At 73.4% G+C, this 17,932-nt stretch carries 19 protein-coding genes; 5 read left to right on the top strand and 14 right to left on the bottom strand.

Annotated elements, in window-relative coordinates:
• On the top strand, positions 1 to 483 hold the full coding sequence (locus AB0I91_RS36410) for a hypothetical protein (protein WP_498779813.1): 483 nt from the start codon (positions 1 to 3) through the stop codon (positions 481 to 483).
• 44 nt (positions 484 to 527) lie between these two features.
• Positions 528 to 1,481: a helix-turn-helix transcriptional regulator gene (locus tag AB0I91_RS36415; protein WP_498779887.1), complete on the top strand. Its 954-nt coding sequence runs from the start codon at positions 528 to 530 to the stop codon at positions 1,479 to 1,481.
• A 3-nt stretch (positions 1,482 to 1,484) separates the two neighbouring features.
• On the opposite strand, the gene AB0I91_RS36420 is transcribed toward AB0I91_RS36415, so the two are convergent.
• From AB0I91_RS36420 to rpe, 8 genes are all read right to left on the bottom strand, one after another.
• Positions 1,485 to 2,120, bottom strand: a complete 636-nt coding sequence (locus AB0I91_RS36420) for a DUF7919 family protein (protein WP_499640958.1) — start codon at positions 2,118 to 2,120, stop codon at positions 1,485 to 1,487.
• Positions 2,121 to 2,133: 13 nt separating this feature from the next.
• Complete coding sequence (locus AB0I91_RS36425) at positions 2,134 to 3,471, bottom strand: M28 family peptidase (RefSeq protein WP_498779817.1); 1,338 nt, start codon at positions 3,469 to 3,471, stop codon at positions 2,134 to 2,136.
• Positions 3,472 to 3,659: 188 nt separating this feature from the next.
• Positions 3,660 to 4,109: a PH domain-containing protein gene (locus tag AB0I91_RS36430; protein ID WP_498779818.1), complete on the bottom strand. Its 450-nt coding sequence runs from the start codon at positions 4,107 to 4,109 to the stop codon at positions 3,660 to 3,662.
• The gene (ribH, locus tag AB0I91_RS36435) at positions 4,106 to 4,585 is read right to left on the bottom strand and encodes a 6,7-dimethyl-8-ribityllumazine synthase (RefSeq protein WP_230569175.1); all 480 of its coding nucleotides are present in this window, start codon (positions 4,583 to 4,585) and stop codon (positions 4,106 to 4,108) included. Before ribH ends, AB0I91_RS36430 begins: the two co-directional genes overlap by 4 nt.
• Positions 4,582 to 5,856: a bifunctional 3,4-dihydroxy-2-butanone-4-phosphate synthase/GTP cyclohydrolase II gene (locus AB0I91_RS36440; RefSeq protein WP_498779821.1), complete on the bottom strand. Its 1,275-nt coding sequence runs from the start codon at positions 5,854 to 5,856 to the stop codon at positions 4,582 to 4,584. Before AB0I91_RS36440 ends, ribH begins: the two co-directional genes overlap by 4 nt.
• Positions 5,853 to 6,464, bottom strand: a complete 612-nt coding sequence (locus AB0I91_RS36445) for a riboflavin synthase (protein WP_498779823.1) — start codon at positions 6,462 to 6,464, stop codon at positions 5,853 to 5,855. The genes AB0I91_RS36440 and AB0I91_RS36445 overlap by 4 nt, the downstream gene beginning before the upstream one ends.
• 9 nt (positions 6,465 to 6,473) lie before the next feature.
• A complete protein-coding gene (ribD, locus tag AB0I91_RS36450) occupies positions 6,474 to 7,469 on the bottom strand; it encodes a bifunctional diaminohydroxyphosphoribosylaminopyrimidine deaminase/5-amino-6-(5-phosphoribosylamino)uracil reductase RibD (RefSeq protein ID WP_498779888.1) in 996 nt (331 codons plus the stop codon).
• A 14-nt stretch (positions 7,470 to 7,483) separates the two neighbouring features.
• Positions 7,484 to 8,134, bottom strand: coding sequence for a ribulose-phosphate 3-epimerase (gene rpe, locus AB0I91_RS36455; protein ID WP_498779891.1), 651 nt, complete (start codon positions 8,132 to 8,134; stop codon positions 7,484 to 7,486).
• Positions 8,135 to 8,301: 167 nt separating this feature from the next.
• Between rpe and AB0I91_RS36460 the strand changes: the two genes are divergently transcribed.
• Positions 8,302 to 8,940, top strand: coding sequence for an SDR family NAD(P)-dependent oxidoreductase (locus AB0I91_RS36460; protein ID WP_498779825.1), 639 nt, complete (start codon positions 8,302 to 8,304; stop codon positions 8,938 to 8,940).
• A 298-nt stretch (positions 8,941 to 9,238) separates the two neighbouring features.
• Here AB0I91_RS36460 and AB0I91_RS36465 read toward each other — a convergent pair whose 3' ends face one another.
• The 6 genes from AB0I91_RS36465 to AB0I91_RS36490 all read right to left on the bottom strand — a co-directional run bounded on the left by AB0I91_RS36465 (position 9,239) and on the right by AB0I91_RS36490 (position 15,981).
• Entirely contained in the window at positions 9,239 to 11,815 is a 2,577-nt protein-coding gene (locus AB0I91_RS36465) for a LuxR C-terminal-related transcriptional regulator (protein WP_499640960.1), read from the bottom strand.
• A 36-nt stretch (positions 11,816 to 11,851) separates the two neighbouring features.
• Positions 11,852 to 12,403: a flavoprotein gene (locus AB0I91_RS36470; RefSeq protein ID WP_499640962.1), complete on the bottom strand. Its 552-nt coding sequence runs from the start codon at positions 12,401 to 12,403 to the stop codon at positions 11,852 to 11,854.
• Between the two features lie 170 nt (positions 12,404 to 12,573).
• Complete coding sequence (locus tag AB0I91_RS36475; protein ID WP_499640964.1) at positions 12,574 to 14,001, bottom strand: RsmB/NOP family class I SAM-dependent RNA methyltransferase; 1,428 nt, start codon at positions 13,999 to 14,001, stop codon at positions 12,574 to 12,576.
• A complete protein-coding gene (fmt, locus tag AB0I91_RS36480) occupies positions 13,998 to 14,927 on the bottom strand; it encodes a methionyl-tRNA formyltransferase (protein WP_498779833.1) in 930 nt (309 codons plus the stop codon). Before fmt ends, AB0I91_RS36475 begins: the two co-directional genes overlap by 4 nt.
• A 300-nt stretch (positions 14,928 to 15,227) precedes the next feature.
• Positions 15,228 to 15,770, bottom strand: coding sequence for a peptide deformylase (gene def, locus AB0I91_RS36485; RefSeq protein WP_498779834.1), 543 nt, complete (start codon positions 15,768 to 15,770; stop codon positions 15,228 to 15,230).
• Positions 15,771 to 15,816: 46 nt separating this feature from the next.
• Positions 15,817 to 15,981, bottom strand: a complete 165-nt coding sequence (locus AB0I91_RS36490) for a hypothetical protein (RefSeq protein WP_498779836.1) — start codon at positions 15,979 to 15,981, stop codon at positions 15,817 to 15,819.
• Positions 15,982 to 16,125: 144 nt separating this feature from the next.
• On the opposite strand from AB0I91_RS36490, the gene AB0I91_RS36495 reads away from it, so the two are divergent.
• Positions 16,126 to 16,701 (top strand): RNA polymerase sigma factor, encoded by a 576-nt coding sequence (locus AB0I91_RS36495; RefSeq protein ID WP_498779838.1) that lies wholly within the window; start codon positions 16,126 to 16,128, stop codon positions 16,699 to 16,701.
• Positions 16,698 to 17,897, top strand: coding sequence for a hypothetical protein (locus tag AB0I91_RS36500; RefSeq protein WP_499640966.1), 1,200 nt, complete (start codon positions 16,698 to 16,700; stop codon positions 17,895 to 17,897). The genes AB0I91_RS36495 and AB0I91_RS36500 overlap by 4 nt, the downstream gene beginning before the upstream one ends.
• Positions 17,898 to 17,932 lie beyond the last annotated feature (35 nt).

The following is a 17,932-nucleotide window of genomic DNA, read 5'->3' on the forward strand; positions in this document are numbered from 1 at the left end:
ATGCGGGTGGGGATCACCGGGCACAGCAAGCTGGCGCCCGATTGCGTCGACTCCGTGCGGGAAGCCATCCGCGCGGCGGTGGAGGCCGAGGCGGCGGGCGGGTCATCCCTGGTCGGGGTGACCTGCCTGGCGCCGGGCGCGGACCAGCTGTTCGCGCGGGTGGTGCTGGAGCTGGGCGGCCGGGTCGAGGTCGTGCTGCCCGCGATGGACTACCGGGACCGGCTGAAGCCGGAGAAGCGGGCCGACTACGACGAGCTGCTGGCGCGGGCGCACGTGGTCAGCGTGCTGCCGAACGAGCTGTCGGGCCGGCACGCGTACGTGATGGCGAACGAGCGGATGCTCGCGTCGGTGGAGCTGCTCATCGCGGTGTGGGACGGGCAGCCGCCGGACGGGCGCGGCGGCACGGCGGACGTCGTGGAGACGGCGCGCGCGTCGGGCGTGCCGGTGGTGGTCGTGTGGCCGGAAGGCGCACGACGCGGCTAGGACGCGGACAGGAGCTGTCCGCGTTGGCCGGCAGACTGCGGCTCATGCTGGAGACCTCGGCCCGTCTGCTCAAGCTGCTGTCGTTGTTGCAGGTGCGCCGCGACTGGACCGGAGCGGACCTCGCGCACCGCCTCGGCGTCGACGTCCGGACCGTGCGGCGCGACGTCGACAAGCTGCGCACCCTCGGCTACCCGGTCAACGCCGCGCCGGGGGTGTCGGGCGGCTACCAGCTGGGCGCGGGCGCCGAGCTGCCGCCGTTGTTGTTGGACGACGACGAGGCCGTGGCGGTCGCCGTGGGGTTGCGCACGGCGGCCAGCGGCAGCGTGTCGGGCATCGAGGAGACGTCGGTGCGCGCGTTGGCCAAGCTGGAGCAGGTGCTGCCGTCGCGGCTGCGGCGGCGGGTGAACGCGCTCCAGGCGCACACCGTGGCGTTGCCGATGCGCGGGGCGCAGGTCGATGCGGGCACGTTGACCGCGATCGCCATCGCGTGCCGCGACCACCAGCGGCTGCGGTTCCCCTACGCCGGGCGCGACGGCGACACCCGCCGCCACGTGGAGCCGCTGGGCCTGGCGAACACCGGGCGGCGGTGGTACCTGGTGGCGTGGGACGTGGACAAGGCGGACTGGCGGACGTTCCGGGTGGACCGGATCCAAGGGGAGCCGACCCCGGGCGCCCGCTTCACGCCGCGCGAGCCGCCGGCGGAGGACCTGGCGTCGTACGTGGCGCGGCAGCTGTCCGTCGCGCCGCACCAGCACGAGGCCCGGCTGATCATGCACGCGCCCTACGACGTGGTCGCGGCACGCACCTCGTACGGCCCGATCCACCTGGAGCGGATCGACGACGAGCGGACCCGGCTGACGGTGGGCACGTCGGCGTTGGAGGACGTCGGGCCGTGGATCGCGATGATCGGCGTCGACTTCGAGGTGGAGGGCCCGGAGGAGCTGAGGCGCCACCTCCGGGCCACCGCCGAACGCCTGCTCCGCGCCGCCGGTCCGTGACGCCTACGCCCTGCCCGGGAGCCGCAGGACGATCTCCCGATGGTCCTCGACGTGCTCGGTGACGACGGTGTCGACCGTGACGTGGTCGACGTCCGGCGCGTCCAGCTCGGCGTGGGAGGGGCCGTCCAGGCGGAGGAAGTCGTCCAGGTCGGGCGACAGGCCCCACACCGAGTAGCCGTCGTCCTCCACGCGCACGGGCGTGCCGACGGGCAGGGACCGCTTGGCCTCCTCCCAGGCGCGGCCACGGGCCTCGGCCTCCGCCCGCACCGCCGGCACGAACTGCGCCGGCGGGCGGTAGTGGTGCCGCACGACGTAGTGGTACACCAGGTTCGGCGCCGCGTAGACGACGCCGTCCGGCCCGGGAACGCGGATCTCCGCGCTGCCCAGCGTCTGCACGGTCCCCTCGACCGGCTCCCGCACCGGGTACGCGGCGCCCGGTCCGCACAGCTCACAGCCGTGCCACCCGCGCGTGACGTGGACGCGGTGGTACCGGACCAGCACCCCCAGCGCCTCGGCCAGGCCGGGCTCCGGTTCGCCGACCTCGAACCGCGACTCCCGGCCCAACCACCCGACGTTGACCGTCGATGGCGTCTCCCCGCTCCAGTACACGTAGGGCGTCAGGTCTTCGTACGTCGTCATGTCGTCCCGTCGTTCAGCCGCGTGTGCAGGCCAGACGGTAGGCGGCGGCGCCGATCAGCTCCAGCGAGATCTGCAGGCGGTCCGGGCTCACGTTCTGCGCGATCGTGTCCTCGGGCGTGTGGTAGAGCGGCTCCAGCTCGTGCGGGCCGCCCTCTCCGCGCCAGCTGAAGTTCGCCGCGGCGATCTTGCGCTCGTGGAACGGCACGTGGTCGCTGCTGCCGCGCGGCACCGGGCCGTGCACCTGCGCGCCGTAGCCCAGGCGTGCCGCGGCGGCGGCTACCTGCGCGGTGGTGGCGTTGTCGCCGCCGTCCACCGAGAGCAGCCAGTAGGCGGTGGCCGGGCCGTGGCTCGTGGCGACCATGTCGTTCTGGAACACGCCCGCGATGCGCGCCGCGTCCGCGTCGGCGAGCTGGTTCACGTAGTACCGGGAGCCGAGCAGGCCCTGCTCCTCCGAGCCCCACAGCGCGAACCGCAGCGCCTTGTGCGTCGGCAGGTAGCGCAGCACGCGGGCCAGTTCGAGGGTCAGCACCGTGCCGCTGCCGTCGTCGTTCGCGCCGGGCGAGCCGGGCACGCTGTCGTAGTGCGCGGTCACCATGACCACGCCGTCGTCCCGGCCGGGGAACGTCGCCGGGCGTTCGGCGATGACGTTGTACGAGGTCAGGCCCGCGAGGTGGGTGGTGGAGACGGTCACCGTGACGGCGCCCGCGGCCCGCAGCCGCTCGACGTGCACCTGCGCGACGCCCAGCACCGGCACGGCGACGTTCGCGGTCAGCGTCGGGGAGAACGCGCCGGTCTTGCCCGCCGGCGGCGTCGACACGCGGCCGACCAGCACGGCCGCCGCGCCCAGCCGTGCCGCGTCCAGCACCGCCGTGGAGCCGGTCGGCACGTTCACCAGCAGCGCGACCTTCCCGGTCAGGTCGGCGGGCAGGGACGCGCCGGTGCCCAGGTCCACCACCGGGCCGCTCGCGGTCACGCCCAGCGCGCCGAAGCGGGACGCGCCCGCGTGCCACGTGTCCGAGCCGACGGTCAGCTTCGACAGGTACTTGTCCGGCACCGCGAACGGCTGCAACGTCACCTGGTAGCGCAGGTCGCGCAGCTCGGAGGCGAGGTAGTCGCGGGCGCGGTGCTCGGACTCCGTGCCGCCGATGCGCTGGCCGATCCGCTCGCTGAGCACCCGCAGGTGCTCCATCGCCTTGCGCGCCCGCACCCGGCCCACCACCGGGTAGTCGCCGAGGAACAGGTCGGGCTGCTCGGACGCGCCGGGCCGCTGCGCCCGTGCCGCCGGGTTCAGGCCGAGCGTCACCGCGCCGGCCACGGCCGCGGCACCGGTCAGGAGTGAACGTCTGCGCATGTGCGGACCCCCCAAGCTCGTAGATCACCCGAACCTAGGCAGGGGTCCGACCCCCTACAAGAGTGCTGTCGGAGGACACCCCTGGTCCAACGGAACCACGCCGATCAGCGCTTACGCCAGCAGACCGGACGAGGTAGGCGACCGTTCGACCCGGGGGACCCGAACGGGGGACACGCGCGGGCGGTCGATCAGCGGGTGGCGGCTTTGTGCAGGTCGCGAAGGGCGCGGACGGCGGCGACGGCGTGGTCCCGGTCCACCGCCTGGACGGCCATGATCGACACGTACTCGTCGTCCGGCAGCTCCAGGCGCGCCCACGACGCGCCGTCCGGGAACGACACGTGCAGCACCTCCGGCCAGCTGAAGCGGTGCGCCGTGACCACGTTGCGCACCTCGACGCCCTCGGCGTCGGCCCGCACGCGCGGCCTGGTCAGCAGCAGCATGCCGCACGCCAGCAGCACACCCAGGAAGATCATCGCCACCTGGTCGGAGGTCCGGAAGATCACGCCGGTCGGCGTGTCGCCCAGCAGCAACCCGACCACGGTGAACACCGCGACCAGGAACACCGCGCTGGCCCACGCGACCACGCGGATCCTCTTCGGGCGGAACTCGACCACGTCGACGGCCACGGCGGTCCTCACGAGCCCGCTCGCAGCCCGCGCAGCACGACCGCCGTGTCCAGCGCCGCCACGCACGCCTCGAAGCCCTTGTCCTCCACCGAGTCCGGGAACCCGGCGCGGGCCAGCGCCTGGTCCTCGTCGTTGGTGGTCAGCACGCCGTTGCCGATCGGCGTCGACGAGTCCAGCGCGACCCGGGTCAGCCCGGCGGTCACCGCGTCGCACACGTACTCGAAGTGCGGCGTGCCGCCCCGGATCACCACGCCCAGCGCCACCACCGCGTCGTGCGTGCGGGCCAGTTCCTGCGCCACGACCGGCAGCTCCACCGCGCCCGCCACCCGCACCACCGTCGGCGAGGCGACACCGGCCTTCGCCGCCGCCGCCAACGCCCGCTCGACCAGGTTGTCGGTGATCTTCGTGTGCCAGCGCGTGGCCACGACGCCCAGCGTCAGCCCCGCCGCGTCGGGGACGACGTCCTCGGGCCGCCCTTCGCCGCTCATTCCGCTCCCTCCGTGGTGGACACCACCGCGCCGCCCTGGGCCAGCGCCTCGTACTGCTCGAGCTGGTGCAGCTCGTGGCCCATCCGGTCGCGCTTGGTGCGCAGGTACCGCAGGTTCTCCGGGTTGGGCGAGATCGGCAGCGGCACCCGGTCGAGCACGGTCAGCCCGTAGCCCTCCAGGCCCACCCGCTTGGCCGGGTTGTTGGTCAGCAGCCTCATCGACTTGATGCCGAGCGAGGCCAGGATCTGCGCGCCGGTGCCGTAGTCGCGCGCGTCGGCGGGCAGCCCGAGCCCGAGGTTCGCGTCCACCGTGTCCGCGCCCCGGTCCTGCAGCTGGTAGGCCTGCAGCTTGTGCATCAGGCCGATGCCCCGGCCCTCGTGCCCGCGCATGTAGAGCACGACGCCGCGGCCCTGCGCGGCCACCGCCTCCAGCGCCGCGTCCAGCTGCGGGCCGCAGTCGCAGCGCAGCGAGCCGAACACGTCGCCGGTCAGGCACTCCGAGTGCACCCGGACCAGCACGTCCTCGCCGTCGCCGATCTCGCCGTAGACCATCGCGATGTGCTCGATGCCGTCGAGCTTGCTGTCGTAGCCGACGGCGGTGAACGTGCCGTGCGCGGTCGGGATGCGGGCCTCGGCGACCCGCTCGACCTGGACCTCCATCCGCCGCCGGTAGGCGATCAGGTCGGCGATCGTGACGAGCGCCAGGTCGTGGTCGGAGGCGAACACCGCCAGCTCGTCGCGGCGGGCCATGTCGCCCTCGTCCTTCTGCGACACGATCTCGCAGAGCACGCCCACCGGCGACAACCCGGCCATCCGGGCCAGGTCGACGGCGGCCTCGGTGTGCCCGGCACGACGCAGCACGCCACCGTCACGCGCGCGCAGCGGCACGACGTGACCCGGACGGTTGAAGTCCTTCGCCGTGGCGTCCGGGTCGGCCAGCAACCGGATCGTGTGCGCCCGGTCCGCCGCCGAGATGCCGGTGGAGATGCCCTCCCGGGCGTCCACGGTCACGGTGTACGCGGTGCCGCGCTGGTCCTGGTTCGTGTGGTACATCGGCGGCAGGTCCAGCCGGTCGCAATCGCTCTCGGTCAGCGACACGCACACGTACCCGGACGTGTAGCGGACCATGAACGCCAGCAGCTCCGGCGTCGCCTTCTCCGCCGCGAAGATGAGGTCGCCCTCGTTCTCGCGGTCCTCGTCGTCCACGACGACGACGGGCCTGCCCGCGGCCATGTCCGCGATGGCCCGCTCGATGTCGGCGAAGTCGTTCACCGGGCCTCCTCGGCGGGCAGGTGGGGCAGCGCGAGCCGCTCGACGTACTTCGCGATCACGTCCACCTCCAGGTTGACGTGGTCGCCCGGCGCCCGGCGGCCGAGGGTGGTGAGCTCCAACGTGGTCGGGATCAGGCTCACGGTGAACTCGGTCTCCGACACCGACACCACCGTCAGCGACACGCCGTCCACGGTGATCGAGCCCTTCTCCACCACGTACCGGGCCAGGGCAGGCGGCAGGCCGATGTGGACGACCTCCCAGTGCTCGGCCTTCTCCCTGGCCAGCACCACCCCGGTGCCGTCGACGTGGCCCTGCACGATGTGGCCGCCCAGGCGCTGGCCCACGGCGGCGGCGCGCTCCAGGTTGACCCGGTCGCCCCCGGCGATCTTGGCCAGGCTGCTGCGGGTCAGCGTCTCGCGCATCACGTCCGCGGTGAACGCGCCGTCGGCGACGTCCACCACGGTGAGGCACACACCGTTGACCGCTATCGAATCGCCGTGCTTCGCGTCGCTGGTCACCAACGGACCCGCGATGGTGACGCGGGCCGCGTCCGGCAGGTCGGCGACGGCGACGACCTCACCCAACTCCTCGACGATCCCGGTGAACACCGTTCCTCCTCAACGCGCGGGGACTGCGGATACCCGCACGTCCGGCCCGCACATACTGACCTGCTCCACGACCAATCCCACAGCGTCGGTGACGGTCGACACCCCCGCGTCCCGCAACGCCTGCGGACCGTCGCCCAAGAACTTCGGGGCGAGGTAGGCGAGCACGCGGTCGACGCGGTCGGCCGCCACGAACGCACCCGCCAGGGTAGGCCCGCCCTCCAGCAGCACGTCGACCACGCCCCGCGCGGCCAACGCGCCGAGCACAACGTCCGGGTCGTGCGTCCGCAGGTGCATCGTCTCCGCCTCGTCGTCCAGCACTCGGGCCCCCGGCGGCAGGTCGCTCTTGCCGACGACGACCCGCAACGGCTGCCCGACCCCATCCTGCCCCGGACGCGCGGTCCGCGCGGTCAATCTCGGGTCATCGGTGCGGACCGTCCCGGTGCCCACCACGATCGCGTCCACGGCCGCGCGGAACTCGTGCACCTCGGCCCGCGACTCCGCCGAGCTGATCCACCGACTGGTGCCGTCGCCCGCCGCGACCCGTCCGTCCAGGCTGGCGGCGTACTTCCAGGTCACGTGGGGTCGCCCGGTCCGCGCGTAGTGCAACCAGGCCCGCAACGGCCCCAGCCGCACCGCGTCCCCGCCCACGCCCGCCTCGACCAGGACCCCGGCCTCCCGGAGCACGGCGGCCCCACCGGCCGCCTTCGGATTGGGGTCCGCCACCGCGAACACCACCCGCGCCACCCCGGCCGCGAGCAACGCCCCGGTGCACGGCGGCGTCCGCCCGTGGTGGGCGCACGGCTCCAACGTCACCACGGCCGTGCCGCCCCGGGCCGACTCACCGGCCTCCGCCAGCGCCACCACTTCGGCGTGCGCGCCACCCGGCGGCCGGGTCGCGCCGACCCCGACCACCCGCCCGCCCGCGTCCAAGATCACACAACCCACCGGCGGGTTCGGACTGGTCGTGCCCCGCACCCGCTCGCTCGCCGCGACGGCCAGCGCCATCGCCTCGTCCACGTTCACCGCGCGCGCGTCGCCTGCTCGCGCAGCCGCTCCAGCGCCACACCGGGATCGGCCGCGTCGTACACCGCCGACCCGGCCACGAAGCAGTCCACCCCGGCCTCGGCCGCCTGCTCGATCGTGTCCGCGTTGATGCCGCCGTCGATCTCGACCACCAACCGGAGGTGCCCGGTGTCGACCAACCGGCGCGCCACGCGCACCTTGTCCAGCACCTCCGCCATGAACGACTGCCCGCCGAACCCCGGCTCCACCGACATGATCAGCAACGTGTCGTAGTGCTTCAGCACGTCCACGTACGGCTCCAGCGCCGTGCCCGGCTTCAACGACAACCCGGCCTTCGCACCCGCCGCACGCAGGTCCTTCGCCAACGCCACCGGATCACCGGCCGCCTCCACGTGCACGGTCACGTTGTACGCGCCCGCCTCCGCGTACCCGACCGCCCAGCGGTCCGGGTCGTCGATCATCAGGTGGCAGTCGAGCGGCAGGTCGGTCGCCTTGCGCAGCGACTTCACCACCGGCAGCCCGATGGTCAGGTTGGGCACGAAGTGCGCGTCCATGACGTCCACGTGCAGCCAGTCGGCCGAGGGCACGGCGGCGGCCTCGTCGGCGAGTCGGGCGAAATCGGCGGACAGGATGCTCGGGGCGATCATCGGCTGGTGGACCACGGGTGCCGAGTCTAGGCTTCCGCGATTGCCCGGACCTGGCCGGGAGCCGTATTTCACCCCGCACTTTTCCGACTACTCACGCGGGTAGTTCCCTAGCCGGTGTGCCTGCCATAACGTGCACACCGGGGGGCAGCAACTGGGGAGCACTGGGGATGAATGCCGAATTCCGACACAAGATCGCACTGATCACCGGGGCCTGTTCGCCGCTCGGCGCCGAGGTGGTCGAGTCGCTGGCCAGGCAGGGCGCGCTGGTCGCCGCCGTCGACAGCGACGGCGCGAGACTCGCCGACCTGGTCGAACACCTCCACGCACAGGGCCTGCGGATCGCCGGCAGGCAGATCGACGTCACGTCCAGCGCCGCCGTCGACGCCCTCGTCGACCAGGTGGAACGCGAGTTCGGCGCCATCGACGCCCTGGTCGCCACGGCCGGCGCCCTGCGCCCCGGCCCAGCCCTCTCGATCACCGACGACGACTGGTCGCACAGCTTCGCGGTCAACGTGGACGGCGTGTTCAACGTCTCCCGCGCCGTCGCCACCAGAATGGTCGACCGGGGCCGAGGAACGATCATCATGGTGCCCGCCCACGTGATCGCCGTGCCGAGATCGGGCATCGCCGCCTACGCCGCGTCACGCGCCGCAGCCATCGCCTACACAGAGTGCCTGGCGGTCGAAGTAGCACCACACGGCGTCCACTGCGCGGTAGTAGCACCCGCCGACGTCCACCGAGTCGCCGACGAAGTCAGATTCCTCCTCGCCGACCCCTCCCCCATCTCCAACGCCGTCGGCGCCTAACCCCACAAACCGAACCACCCCACCCAAACCCACCCAGCCGCCTATCCAACCCCACACCGACCACAACGGACCCGCCACACCCACCGAGGCCCTCAACCGCCGCACAACGGACCCGCAGCGGACCCCACCGAGGCCCGATTTGACATGGTTCGGGTGCTTTAGGCTGGTCGAAGCCGGCAGGCCTGGCGGCACGCTTTTCCCCGCCGGGCCTGCCGGCTTCGGCCTGCCTGGAGTGCCCGTAAGGGCCCCATGTCAAATCGAGCCGGACCTGACCCGAGCAGCCCCACCCCTCGGCCTCTCACACCGTCGACGTCTCCGCACTCGCCTGCTCGTGCGCCAACCGCGCCAACTCCACCCTCGAACCGATCCCGAGCTTCCTGAAGATCCCCCGCAGGTGGTAGTTCACCGTGTGGGGCGACAGGAACAACTGCTTCGCCACCTGCCGGTTCGTCAACCCGGCCCCCACCAACCGGGCGATATCCCGCTCCGCCTCGGACAACAACCTCCACTCCTCCACCCCACCCGCACCACCCGCACCCGAACCAGAACCACCCGCACCAGAACCAGCCACCCGCCCACCCCCGCGTAACCGGGCCAACTCACCATCCGCCCCCATCCGCTCGAAGATCCTCGACGCGACCGTCGTGTGCGCCGAAGCCCGAACCACCTCACCGGCCTCGGCCAACACCTCCGCGAGGTCCTCGTTCGCGTTCGCCCGCGCCCACGGGTGCCGATGCCGCTCCGCCGCCTCCCGCAACCGCTCCGCGTCCCGCTCCACCAACGCCCGCGCGTGCCGCGCCGCCACCGACACCGCCGGGAACCCCGGGTTCTCGGCCGCCAACCGCTCGGCCGCGCCGACCACCTCCCCCGCCAACCCCCCATCCCCCACCGCCGAAGCCTGCCGCACCAACCACGGCGCGGCCCCCGGCTCCTCGACCAACATCCGCCGCACCCCGGCGGGATCGTCCATCCGCTCACGCGCCAACTCCACAGCCCGCTCGGCCCCACCCCGAGCGTGCGCCAGCAACAACTCCACCCAGTCGTACTGCCCCGAGTGCAACACCGCCTCACCCGCCGCCAGATCCGCCCGGTACCGACGCACGTGCTCGCCCGCCGCCGCCACGTCTCCCCGGTGCAACGCCACCGTCGCCAGCACCGTCGACGCGAGCGGCACCAGGATCCGCAGCCCCCGGTCGCGCGCGCTCGACAGCCCGCGCCGCGCCGCCGCCAGCGCCCGGTCCAACTCCCCCGCCTGGACCAGCACCCTGGCCCGCGCGATCGTCCGCGCGGCCGGCGCACCCGCCTTCACCGCCTCGTCCTCACAAGCCGCCCCGTGACACCTCTCCCCCTCGCACCCGGCCCCCTCGCACCCCTCCCCCTCACGGACCCACTTCTCCGCCCGCTCGAAGTCACCCAACGCCGACAACTTCAACGCGAACGACACCGCCGACTGCGACTGCCACCACGCGGTGGGCCGGTCGAGCTCCCAGCGCGTCGACTGACGACCCCAGTACATGGCCTCGGCGAGCTTCCCGGCGTTCCACTCCAGGCACGAGTGGACCGTCGCCGCCATCACCACGTCCGCGTCCGCGGGCTCCCGGTCCCGCGTCGTCAACACCGACAACGCGTGCGCGCCCGCCCGGCTCCCCGTGGCGAAGTACAGCGACAGCAACCGCCCGGCCTGCGCCAGCCGCCACAACGGACCGGGCACACCGGGCGTGGTCAGCACGTGCTCCATCTCGGACACCGCGTCCGCGGGCCGGCCGTCCGCCAGCAGGATCCCCGCCAGCACCACGTGCAGCTCGGCCGCCGCGCGGGTGGGCACACCGCCCGTCAGGCTCTCCCTCGCCAGCGCGATGGCGGAGGCGAGGCTGCCGTTGGCCGCCAACGACCGCACCCCGCCCACCGCGGCCGCGCCCCGCGCCTCGTCCTCCTCGCCCCACTCCTCGGGCGCCTCCGCCACCTCGGCCGACCTCGCGCGCAGCGCCTCCACATCGTGCCGCAGGGCGTGCCGCACCGACCCGGGCATCGAGTCGACCACCGCCCGCCACACCAGGTCGGACGCGAACTCCAGCCGCTCGTCGACGCACACCACCAGCCCGGAGGCCAGCACCTCGTCCACCGCGAGCAGCAGCGCTCCAGTGGACTCGTCCATCATCGCGGCCACGTCCTGGAGCAGGAACGACCTGCCGATCACGGCCGCGACCCGCAGCACCTGGGTGGCCTTGGCCGACATCGCGTCGACCTGACCGCGCACCGCGGCCCCGACCCGGCGCGGCAGCCACCCGCCGCGCGGCCGGGCCACGCCGTCGCGCACGTCGAGCCGTCCTTCTTCCCGCAAGCCCTCCACGAGCTCGGCGACCAGGCGCGGGTTGCCGCCCGCGCCCGCCGTGAACGACGCCAGGTCGGGGTGCGGCACCGCGCCGAGCAGGTCGGTGACCATCCGCTCGACCGCGTCGTCGTCGAGCGGCCCGAGCGGGAGCACCTCCCCGTGCCGGCTCAGCGCGTCCCGGATCTCCACGGCCTCGCCGCACAACGCCGCCAACACCGACACCGACCGATCCCCGCCGGCCGTCGCCGCCAACTCCAGCAACGCCGCCGGGTCCTCGTGCGCCTGGTCCACCACGATCAGCACCGGCACCCGATCGCTTTCCACCCGATCGAGTGCCGCCGCCACGTCGGCCGACGCCGCCAACCCGGCCCCCGGAACGGGCACCACGGCGAAACCCCGGTCGCGGGCGGCGGCGACCGCCTCGCGCAACAGGGAGGTCTTTCCGGAGCACGGCGGGCCGTCGATGGCCAGCAGGCCACCGGGCGTGGACAGGAAGCGGAGAACCGAAGCCCATTCACGATCCCGGCCGTACAATTTCGACACAATCAAGACTGCTACGCATCTCGACTGGCTGTCAATTCAGCCGGCCGCGCCGTTACCGGCGTTTTCACCTAATGCGACGAGTGGCGCCACCCGATCCAGTTCACGCATCACCGACTCGGGATCGGGCGCGAGCACCACTCCGGCGGAGCGCAACACGGCCAAGTGGCCCTCGAACGCGGGGTGGGCCGCCTGGCCCTCGGACACCTGCGGCAGCGCGACCATCGGCTTGCCGGTGCCCAACGCCTCGCACAACATCGTGAGCGCCTGGTTGTCGGCGATCCCCAGTGCGAGCTTGACCAGCGAGTTCGCCGTCGCCGGCGCGAACACGAACGCGTCCGGCGCCGGGTAGGGCTTGGGCTCCCACGGCAGGCGGGACGTCCACCGCACCGGCAACCCCGTCAACGCCCGGAGCGAATCAGACTCGGGCTCGAGCCACCGGGCCGCGGTGGGGGTGAACGTGATCGCCAACCGCCACCCCTTGGCGGCCAGGGGCCGAGCGAGCCGGTCCACGAACCACTGCTCGACCCCTCCCCCGGCCGACGCGACAACACCGAGCACCGCCGCACCGCTCACGAGAGCACCACTCACCAGAGCCCACCATTCACCCGACCCGGCCCGACCTGACCCCGCTCACCGGATCCCTGTCACCAAACCGCCGTCATCGAATCACCGATCCCCCGATTCACCCGGTCACCGATTCACAAGATCACCGGATCACCGAACCAAGGAACCAACGGATCACCGGATCAACCCACCACTCACACCGGCCGCCGCAGAATCGCGCAGAACATCGCGTCCGTCCCGTGCTTGTGCGGCCACAACTGCACCTGCGGCCCGTCGCCCAGCTCCGGCACGCCCGGGAAGAACTCCCGCGCGTCCACCCACTCCGCCCCGGTCCGGCGCGCCACGTCGCCCACCACGCCCACCGTCTCCGACAAGTGCGGCGTGCACACCACGTACGCCACCACACCGCCCGGCCTGACCAGCGTCAACGCCGCCGTCAACAGCTCGCGCTGCAACCTGGCCAACGGCGCGACGTCCGAGGGCTGCCGCCGCCACCGCGCCTCCGGCCGCCGCCGCAACGCGCCCAACCCGGTGCACGGCGCGTCCACCAGCACCCGGTCGAACCCGCCCTCCTCGAGCCCGGACTCCCGGCCGTCGGCCACGTGCACCGTGATCGGCAGGTCGCCCATGGCCTTGCGGATCAGCTCCGCCCGGTGCGGCGCCTTCTCGACCGCGTCCATCGACGCGCCCGACAACCGGGCGAGCGACCCCAGCAGCACGGCCTTCCCGCCAGGCCCCGCGCACAGGTCCAGCCACCGCTCGTCACGGCCCTCGACCGGCACCCGCGTCAACGCCACGGCGCACAGCTGGCTGCCCTCGTCCTGCACGGCCGCCAACCGCTCGCGCACCGCGTCGAGATCGCCCGGGTCGCCCGCGCCCGCGTCCAGGTGCACCCCGTACGGCGAGTACGGCGCCACCTCGCCGCCGGTCATCGCGGCCAGCTCCTCCGCGCTGCACTCACCGGGCCTGGCCGCGAGGTGCACGGCCGGCCGCGCGTCGTCGGCGAGCAACGCCTCCCGCAGCGGCTCGCCACGACTGCCGAGCGCCTCCGCGAACGCCTGCGCGATCCACCGGGGGTGCGCGTTGGCCATGGCCACGTACCCGATGGGGTCGGTGTCCTCGTCCGGCGCGACCTCCTCGACCCAGGCCGCCTCGTCCTGCCCGGTCACCCGCCGCAGCACGGCGTTCGCGAACCCGGCCGCGCCCGAACCCCGGTCGGCGCGCACCAGGTCGACCGTCGAGGCCACCGCCGCGTGCGCCGGGATGCGGGTGCGCAACAACTGGTAGGCGCCCAGCCGCAGCGCGTCGAGCACCGCACCGTCCACTTCGGACAACGGCCGGTCGGTGCAGGCCGCCAGCACCGCGTCCAGCAGCCCCTGCGCGCGCAGCGACCCGTACGTCAGCTCGGTCGCCAGGGCCGCGTCACGCCCGGTGATCCGACGTTCCCGCAGGATGCCCGGCAGCACCAGGTTCGCGTAGGCGTCGCGCTGCCGGACGGCGCGCAGCGTGTCCAGCGCGGCCTGGCGGGCGGGGTCCTCCACCGGCGGTCGCTCCGGACCGGTGCGACCGCGGGGCGGGTGCGCCCGCCGAGGGCGGGATGGACGCGAAGACCTCTGGGTCATGAAATCCGTTCCCCCGCTTCGATCCGGGCGCCGCGCGCCCAGTCGGTCGCCGACATCCGCTTCTTGCCCTGCGCCTGCACCTCGCCCAGCGCCACCGGGTCGGTGGCCGTGCCGACGAGCACGCGCTTGCGCTCCACCCGGAGCTCGCCGGGCGCGAGCGGCTCCTCCGCCTCGACCGGGAGCACCGGGCCGAGCTTGAGCCGCTCACCGCGGAACTCCGCCCACGCGCCGGGGTCCGGCGTCACCGCGCGGGCCACCCGGTCGATCGCGACGGCGGGCGTGCCGAAGTCGAGCCGCGCGTCGTCGACGGTCACCTTCGGCGCGTAGCTCACGCCCTCCTCGGGCTGGTCCACGGGCCGCAGGGTGCCGTCCGCGATGCCGTCCACAGTGGACAGCAGCAGGCGCGCGCCGGACTCGGCGAGCCTGCCGAGGAGGTCACCGGCCGTGTCCCGGTCGCGCACCCGCTCGGTCACCACGCCGTACACCGGGCCCGCGTCCAGCTCCTTGACGATGCGGAACGTGGTCGCGCCGGTGATGTCGTCGCCGTGCCGCACGGACGCCTGCACCGGTGCCGCGCCGCGCCAGGCCGGCAGCACGGAGAAGTGCAGGTTCACCCAACCGTGCCGGGGGATCGCCAGGGCGGACTCGGGCAGCAGCGCGCCGTAGGCCACCACCGGGCACAGGTCCGGCTCCAGCTCCTTCAACCGCGCCTGGAACACCGGGTCGCCCGCCTTGGCCGGCGCGAGCACCTCGATGCCGCGTTCGTCGGCCAGCGCCGCGACCGGGGAGCGCTCCACCCGGCGGCCACGACCGGCGGGCGCGTCCGGCCGCGTCACCACGGCCACGACCTCGTGCCGGCCGGACTCCAGCAGCGCCCGCAACGACGGCAGCGCGACCTCGGGCGTGCCCGCGAAGACCAGCCGCATGTCAGATCCCCCCGCGACGCACGTCGGGACTCCACCGGGACGGCCTGGTTTCCTGGACGAACACGCACTCTCCTCGCATCTTCCGCGACACCGCAGGCCGCAAGTCTAGAAGAGCGCCTTCGACCCAGCTCGCCCGCGACCTTCGCCCCCACCGCACCCGCGAGGTCGCGTCGATCGTTCGCGACTCATTTTCCGGCGATCACGCTCTTCGATCGTCGGAAAATCAGGCGCGAACGATCGACTTCCGGGCGACCTCGCCGCCGTCTGCGGAGCAGCGGCAATCAAACACAGCAGCGGCAATCAACCACCAAACAACGGGTGCGGCGACTGCTTGATCGTCGGCACGCCGCCGTCGAACCACGACTGCTGCCGGATCGCCCGCATGGCCTCCTTGCGGGTCGCCTCGTCCAGCCGGTCGAGGAACAGCACGCCGTCGAGGTGGTCGGTCTCGTGCTGGATGCAGCGGGCCAGCAGGTCCGTGCCCTCGACCTCGATCGGCTCGCCGTGCATGTTCCAGCCCTTGGCCACCACGTGGCGGTGCCGCCGGCAGTCCCAGGACAGGCCGGGGATCGACAGGCAGCCCTCGGGGCCGTCCTGCTCCTCCTCGCCGACGACCTCGAACGTCGGGTTGACCAGGTGACCGGCGAAACCGTCGCAGTGGTAGGTGAACACCCGCAGGCCGACGCCGAGCTGCGGCGCGGCCAACCCGGCGCCGCCCGCCTCGCTCATGGTGTCCCACAGGTCCTTGACCAGCTTGCGCAGCTCCGCGTCGAAGTCGGTGACCTCGACGGCGGGCGTCCGCAGCACCGGGTCGCCGAACAGCCGGATCGGTTGGACGGTCACGCGCACTCCTCGAAGCCTGGGGAGGTCCCAGTCTACGAAAGCGCGCTCAGTGCTCCAGGTCACGGCCGAGGAAGGCGACGCCGACCAGCGCGGCCAGGAAGTGCCCGACGAACCGGGCCGCCGTCGTGACCACCGGCTTCACCGCGCTCGCCGCGCCGGCGGTCGGGCGGCTGACAGCGCTCGGTGTGGGTGTCATGGTCATCGTGGTCATGTCGGCTCCTCCGCTCCCGGCTCCTGTGCTCCCAGCGTGCGCCCCGGCGGCGTCGCCTGGCGTCCGCTCGGAGTCGCGAGGGGTCGTCATCCTCGGGAATGAGATCGGCTGCAACGCCGGGGGCGGCTGCGGCTACTTACCGGCATGACTGCTGCGACATCGGGCCGGCAGGGGGCAGCACGGGTGACCGACACCGACGCGGAGCTGTGGGCGCGCGGCGACCAGGCGGCGTTCGGCGCGCTGTTCGACCGCCACGCCGACGCGGTGTGGAACCACGCCTACCGGCTGACGGCGTCGTGGTCGCTCGCCGAGGACCTGACCTCCGCCACGTTCCTGGCCGCGTGGCGGCGCCGGTCCGACATCACCCTGGTCCGCGACAGCGCCCTGCCGTGGCTCTACACCGTGGCGGGCAACCTGGCGCGCACCGAGTTCCGCCGCCTCGGCCGGTTCCGGCGGGCGTTGCGGCGGGTGCCCGGCCAGGAAGCGGTGCCCGATCACGCCGAGCGCGTCATCGCCTCGGTGGACGACGACCGCGCGTTACGCCGGGTGTTGGACGTGGTGGCCACCTTGCCCAGAGCCGAACGTGAGGCCGTGGAGCTGGTCCTGCTGGGCGAGCTGTCCACGGCCGAGGCCGCCGAGGTGCTCGGCGTCGCCGAGGTGAGCGTGCGCTCGCGGATCTCGCGGGCCCGTGCGCGACTGCGTGCCGTGGAGGAGCGATGAGCCAGCCGGGGATCAACCTGCCGCCGCGCCGCCCCCTACCGCCTGACGTGCGGAAACGGCTGCGCCGCCGGGTCGTGGGCGGTGGGGCCGTGCGCGCGCCGCTCGCCGCCGCGGCGGCCGTCGTGATACTCGCCGCGGGCGGTGCCATCATCGCCCAGTCCACCGGGGGCGACGACCGCACCGCCGTCACGCCGCCGTCCACCACCTCCTCGGCGGCCGGGTCGCAGGCCCCTCCCGTCACCGGCGTCTCGCCCGGCGCGGCCACGACCGACGCGGCGCGGTGCGGGCTCGGCGACGCCGACGTGCGGTTCACTCTCCTCCTGGCGGGCCGCCGGATCCTCGTGACGCGGGACGACCGGTTCTGCGAGCTCACGCACACGACGATCTCGAAGAACAGCCCCGCGGTCGGCCCCGTCCCGCTCGAGGACGGCGCGGCGGCGGTGTTGTGGCGCAGTGGCAGCGGCGTGCTGATCGGGCGCGTGCCGGCCGGGACCGGCCACGTCGTGCTGGACTCCGGGGACCCGACCGGCGCCGGACCCGTCCCGGTCTCGCTGGTGGAGGACCTGTTCGTGACCCCGTACACCACGGTGGGCTTGTCGGCGCGCTTCACCACGGCGTCGAGCGTGGTCTTCGCGGGGATCGACGTCGTGGCGCTGCCGACCGCGGAGGTCTGGGCGGCGCCGCGGGAGGAGTTGCCACCGGGCGACCCGGACGTGGCCCGGTGCCTGGACCGGGCCCTGCTGGACGCGGCGCGGTGGGTGGGCGACCCGCTGAAGTGGCGACCCGGAGCGGTCTCGGGCCAGGCGGCCGACGCCCGGCTGGTGCTGCACGACCAGGCCGGGAAGACCGCCCTCTGCGAGTTCAGCCTGGGTCGGCCGCTGCTCGTGCACGAGGAGGACCCGGCACCGCGGCGTGGCGAGTCGTTCGCGATCCGCCACGTGACCAGTCGCGAGACCGGCCCCGGACCCGGCGACGGGCACGTGCTGCTGGCCGGCACGGTCGACGCGGCGCGCGTGGGCGGGCTGGAGATCACCGATCCCCGGGGTCGGACGGTGGCGGCCACCCTGCGGGACGGCACGTTCATCGCCCGGCTGGACCAGCGGCACCTGACCGCCACCGACGCCCTCCTCGACGGCTTCCGGGTGCGCGTGCTCGACCACGGCAACCAGCCGGTCGAGACCGTGACGCTGGGCTGAGACCGGTGTGGTCCCGCCCGACCAGGGGGCGGGCG

Origin of the sequence: Actinosynnema sp. NPDC049800 (assembly GCF_040656635.1) — a bacterium.
Taxonomy (GTDB): domain Bacteria; phylum Actinomycetota; class Actinomycetes; order Mycobacteriales; family Pseudonocardiaceae; genus Actinosynnema.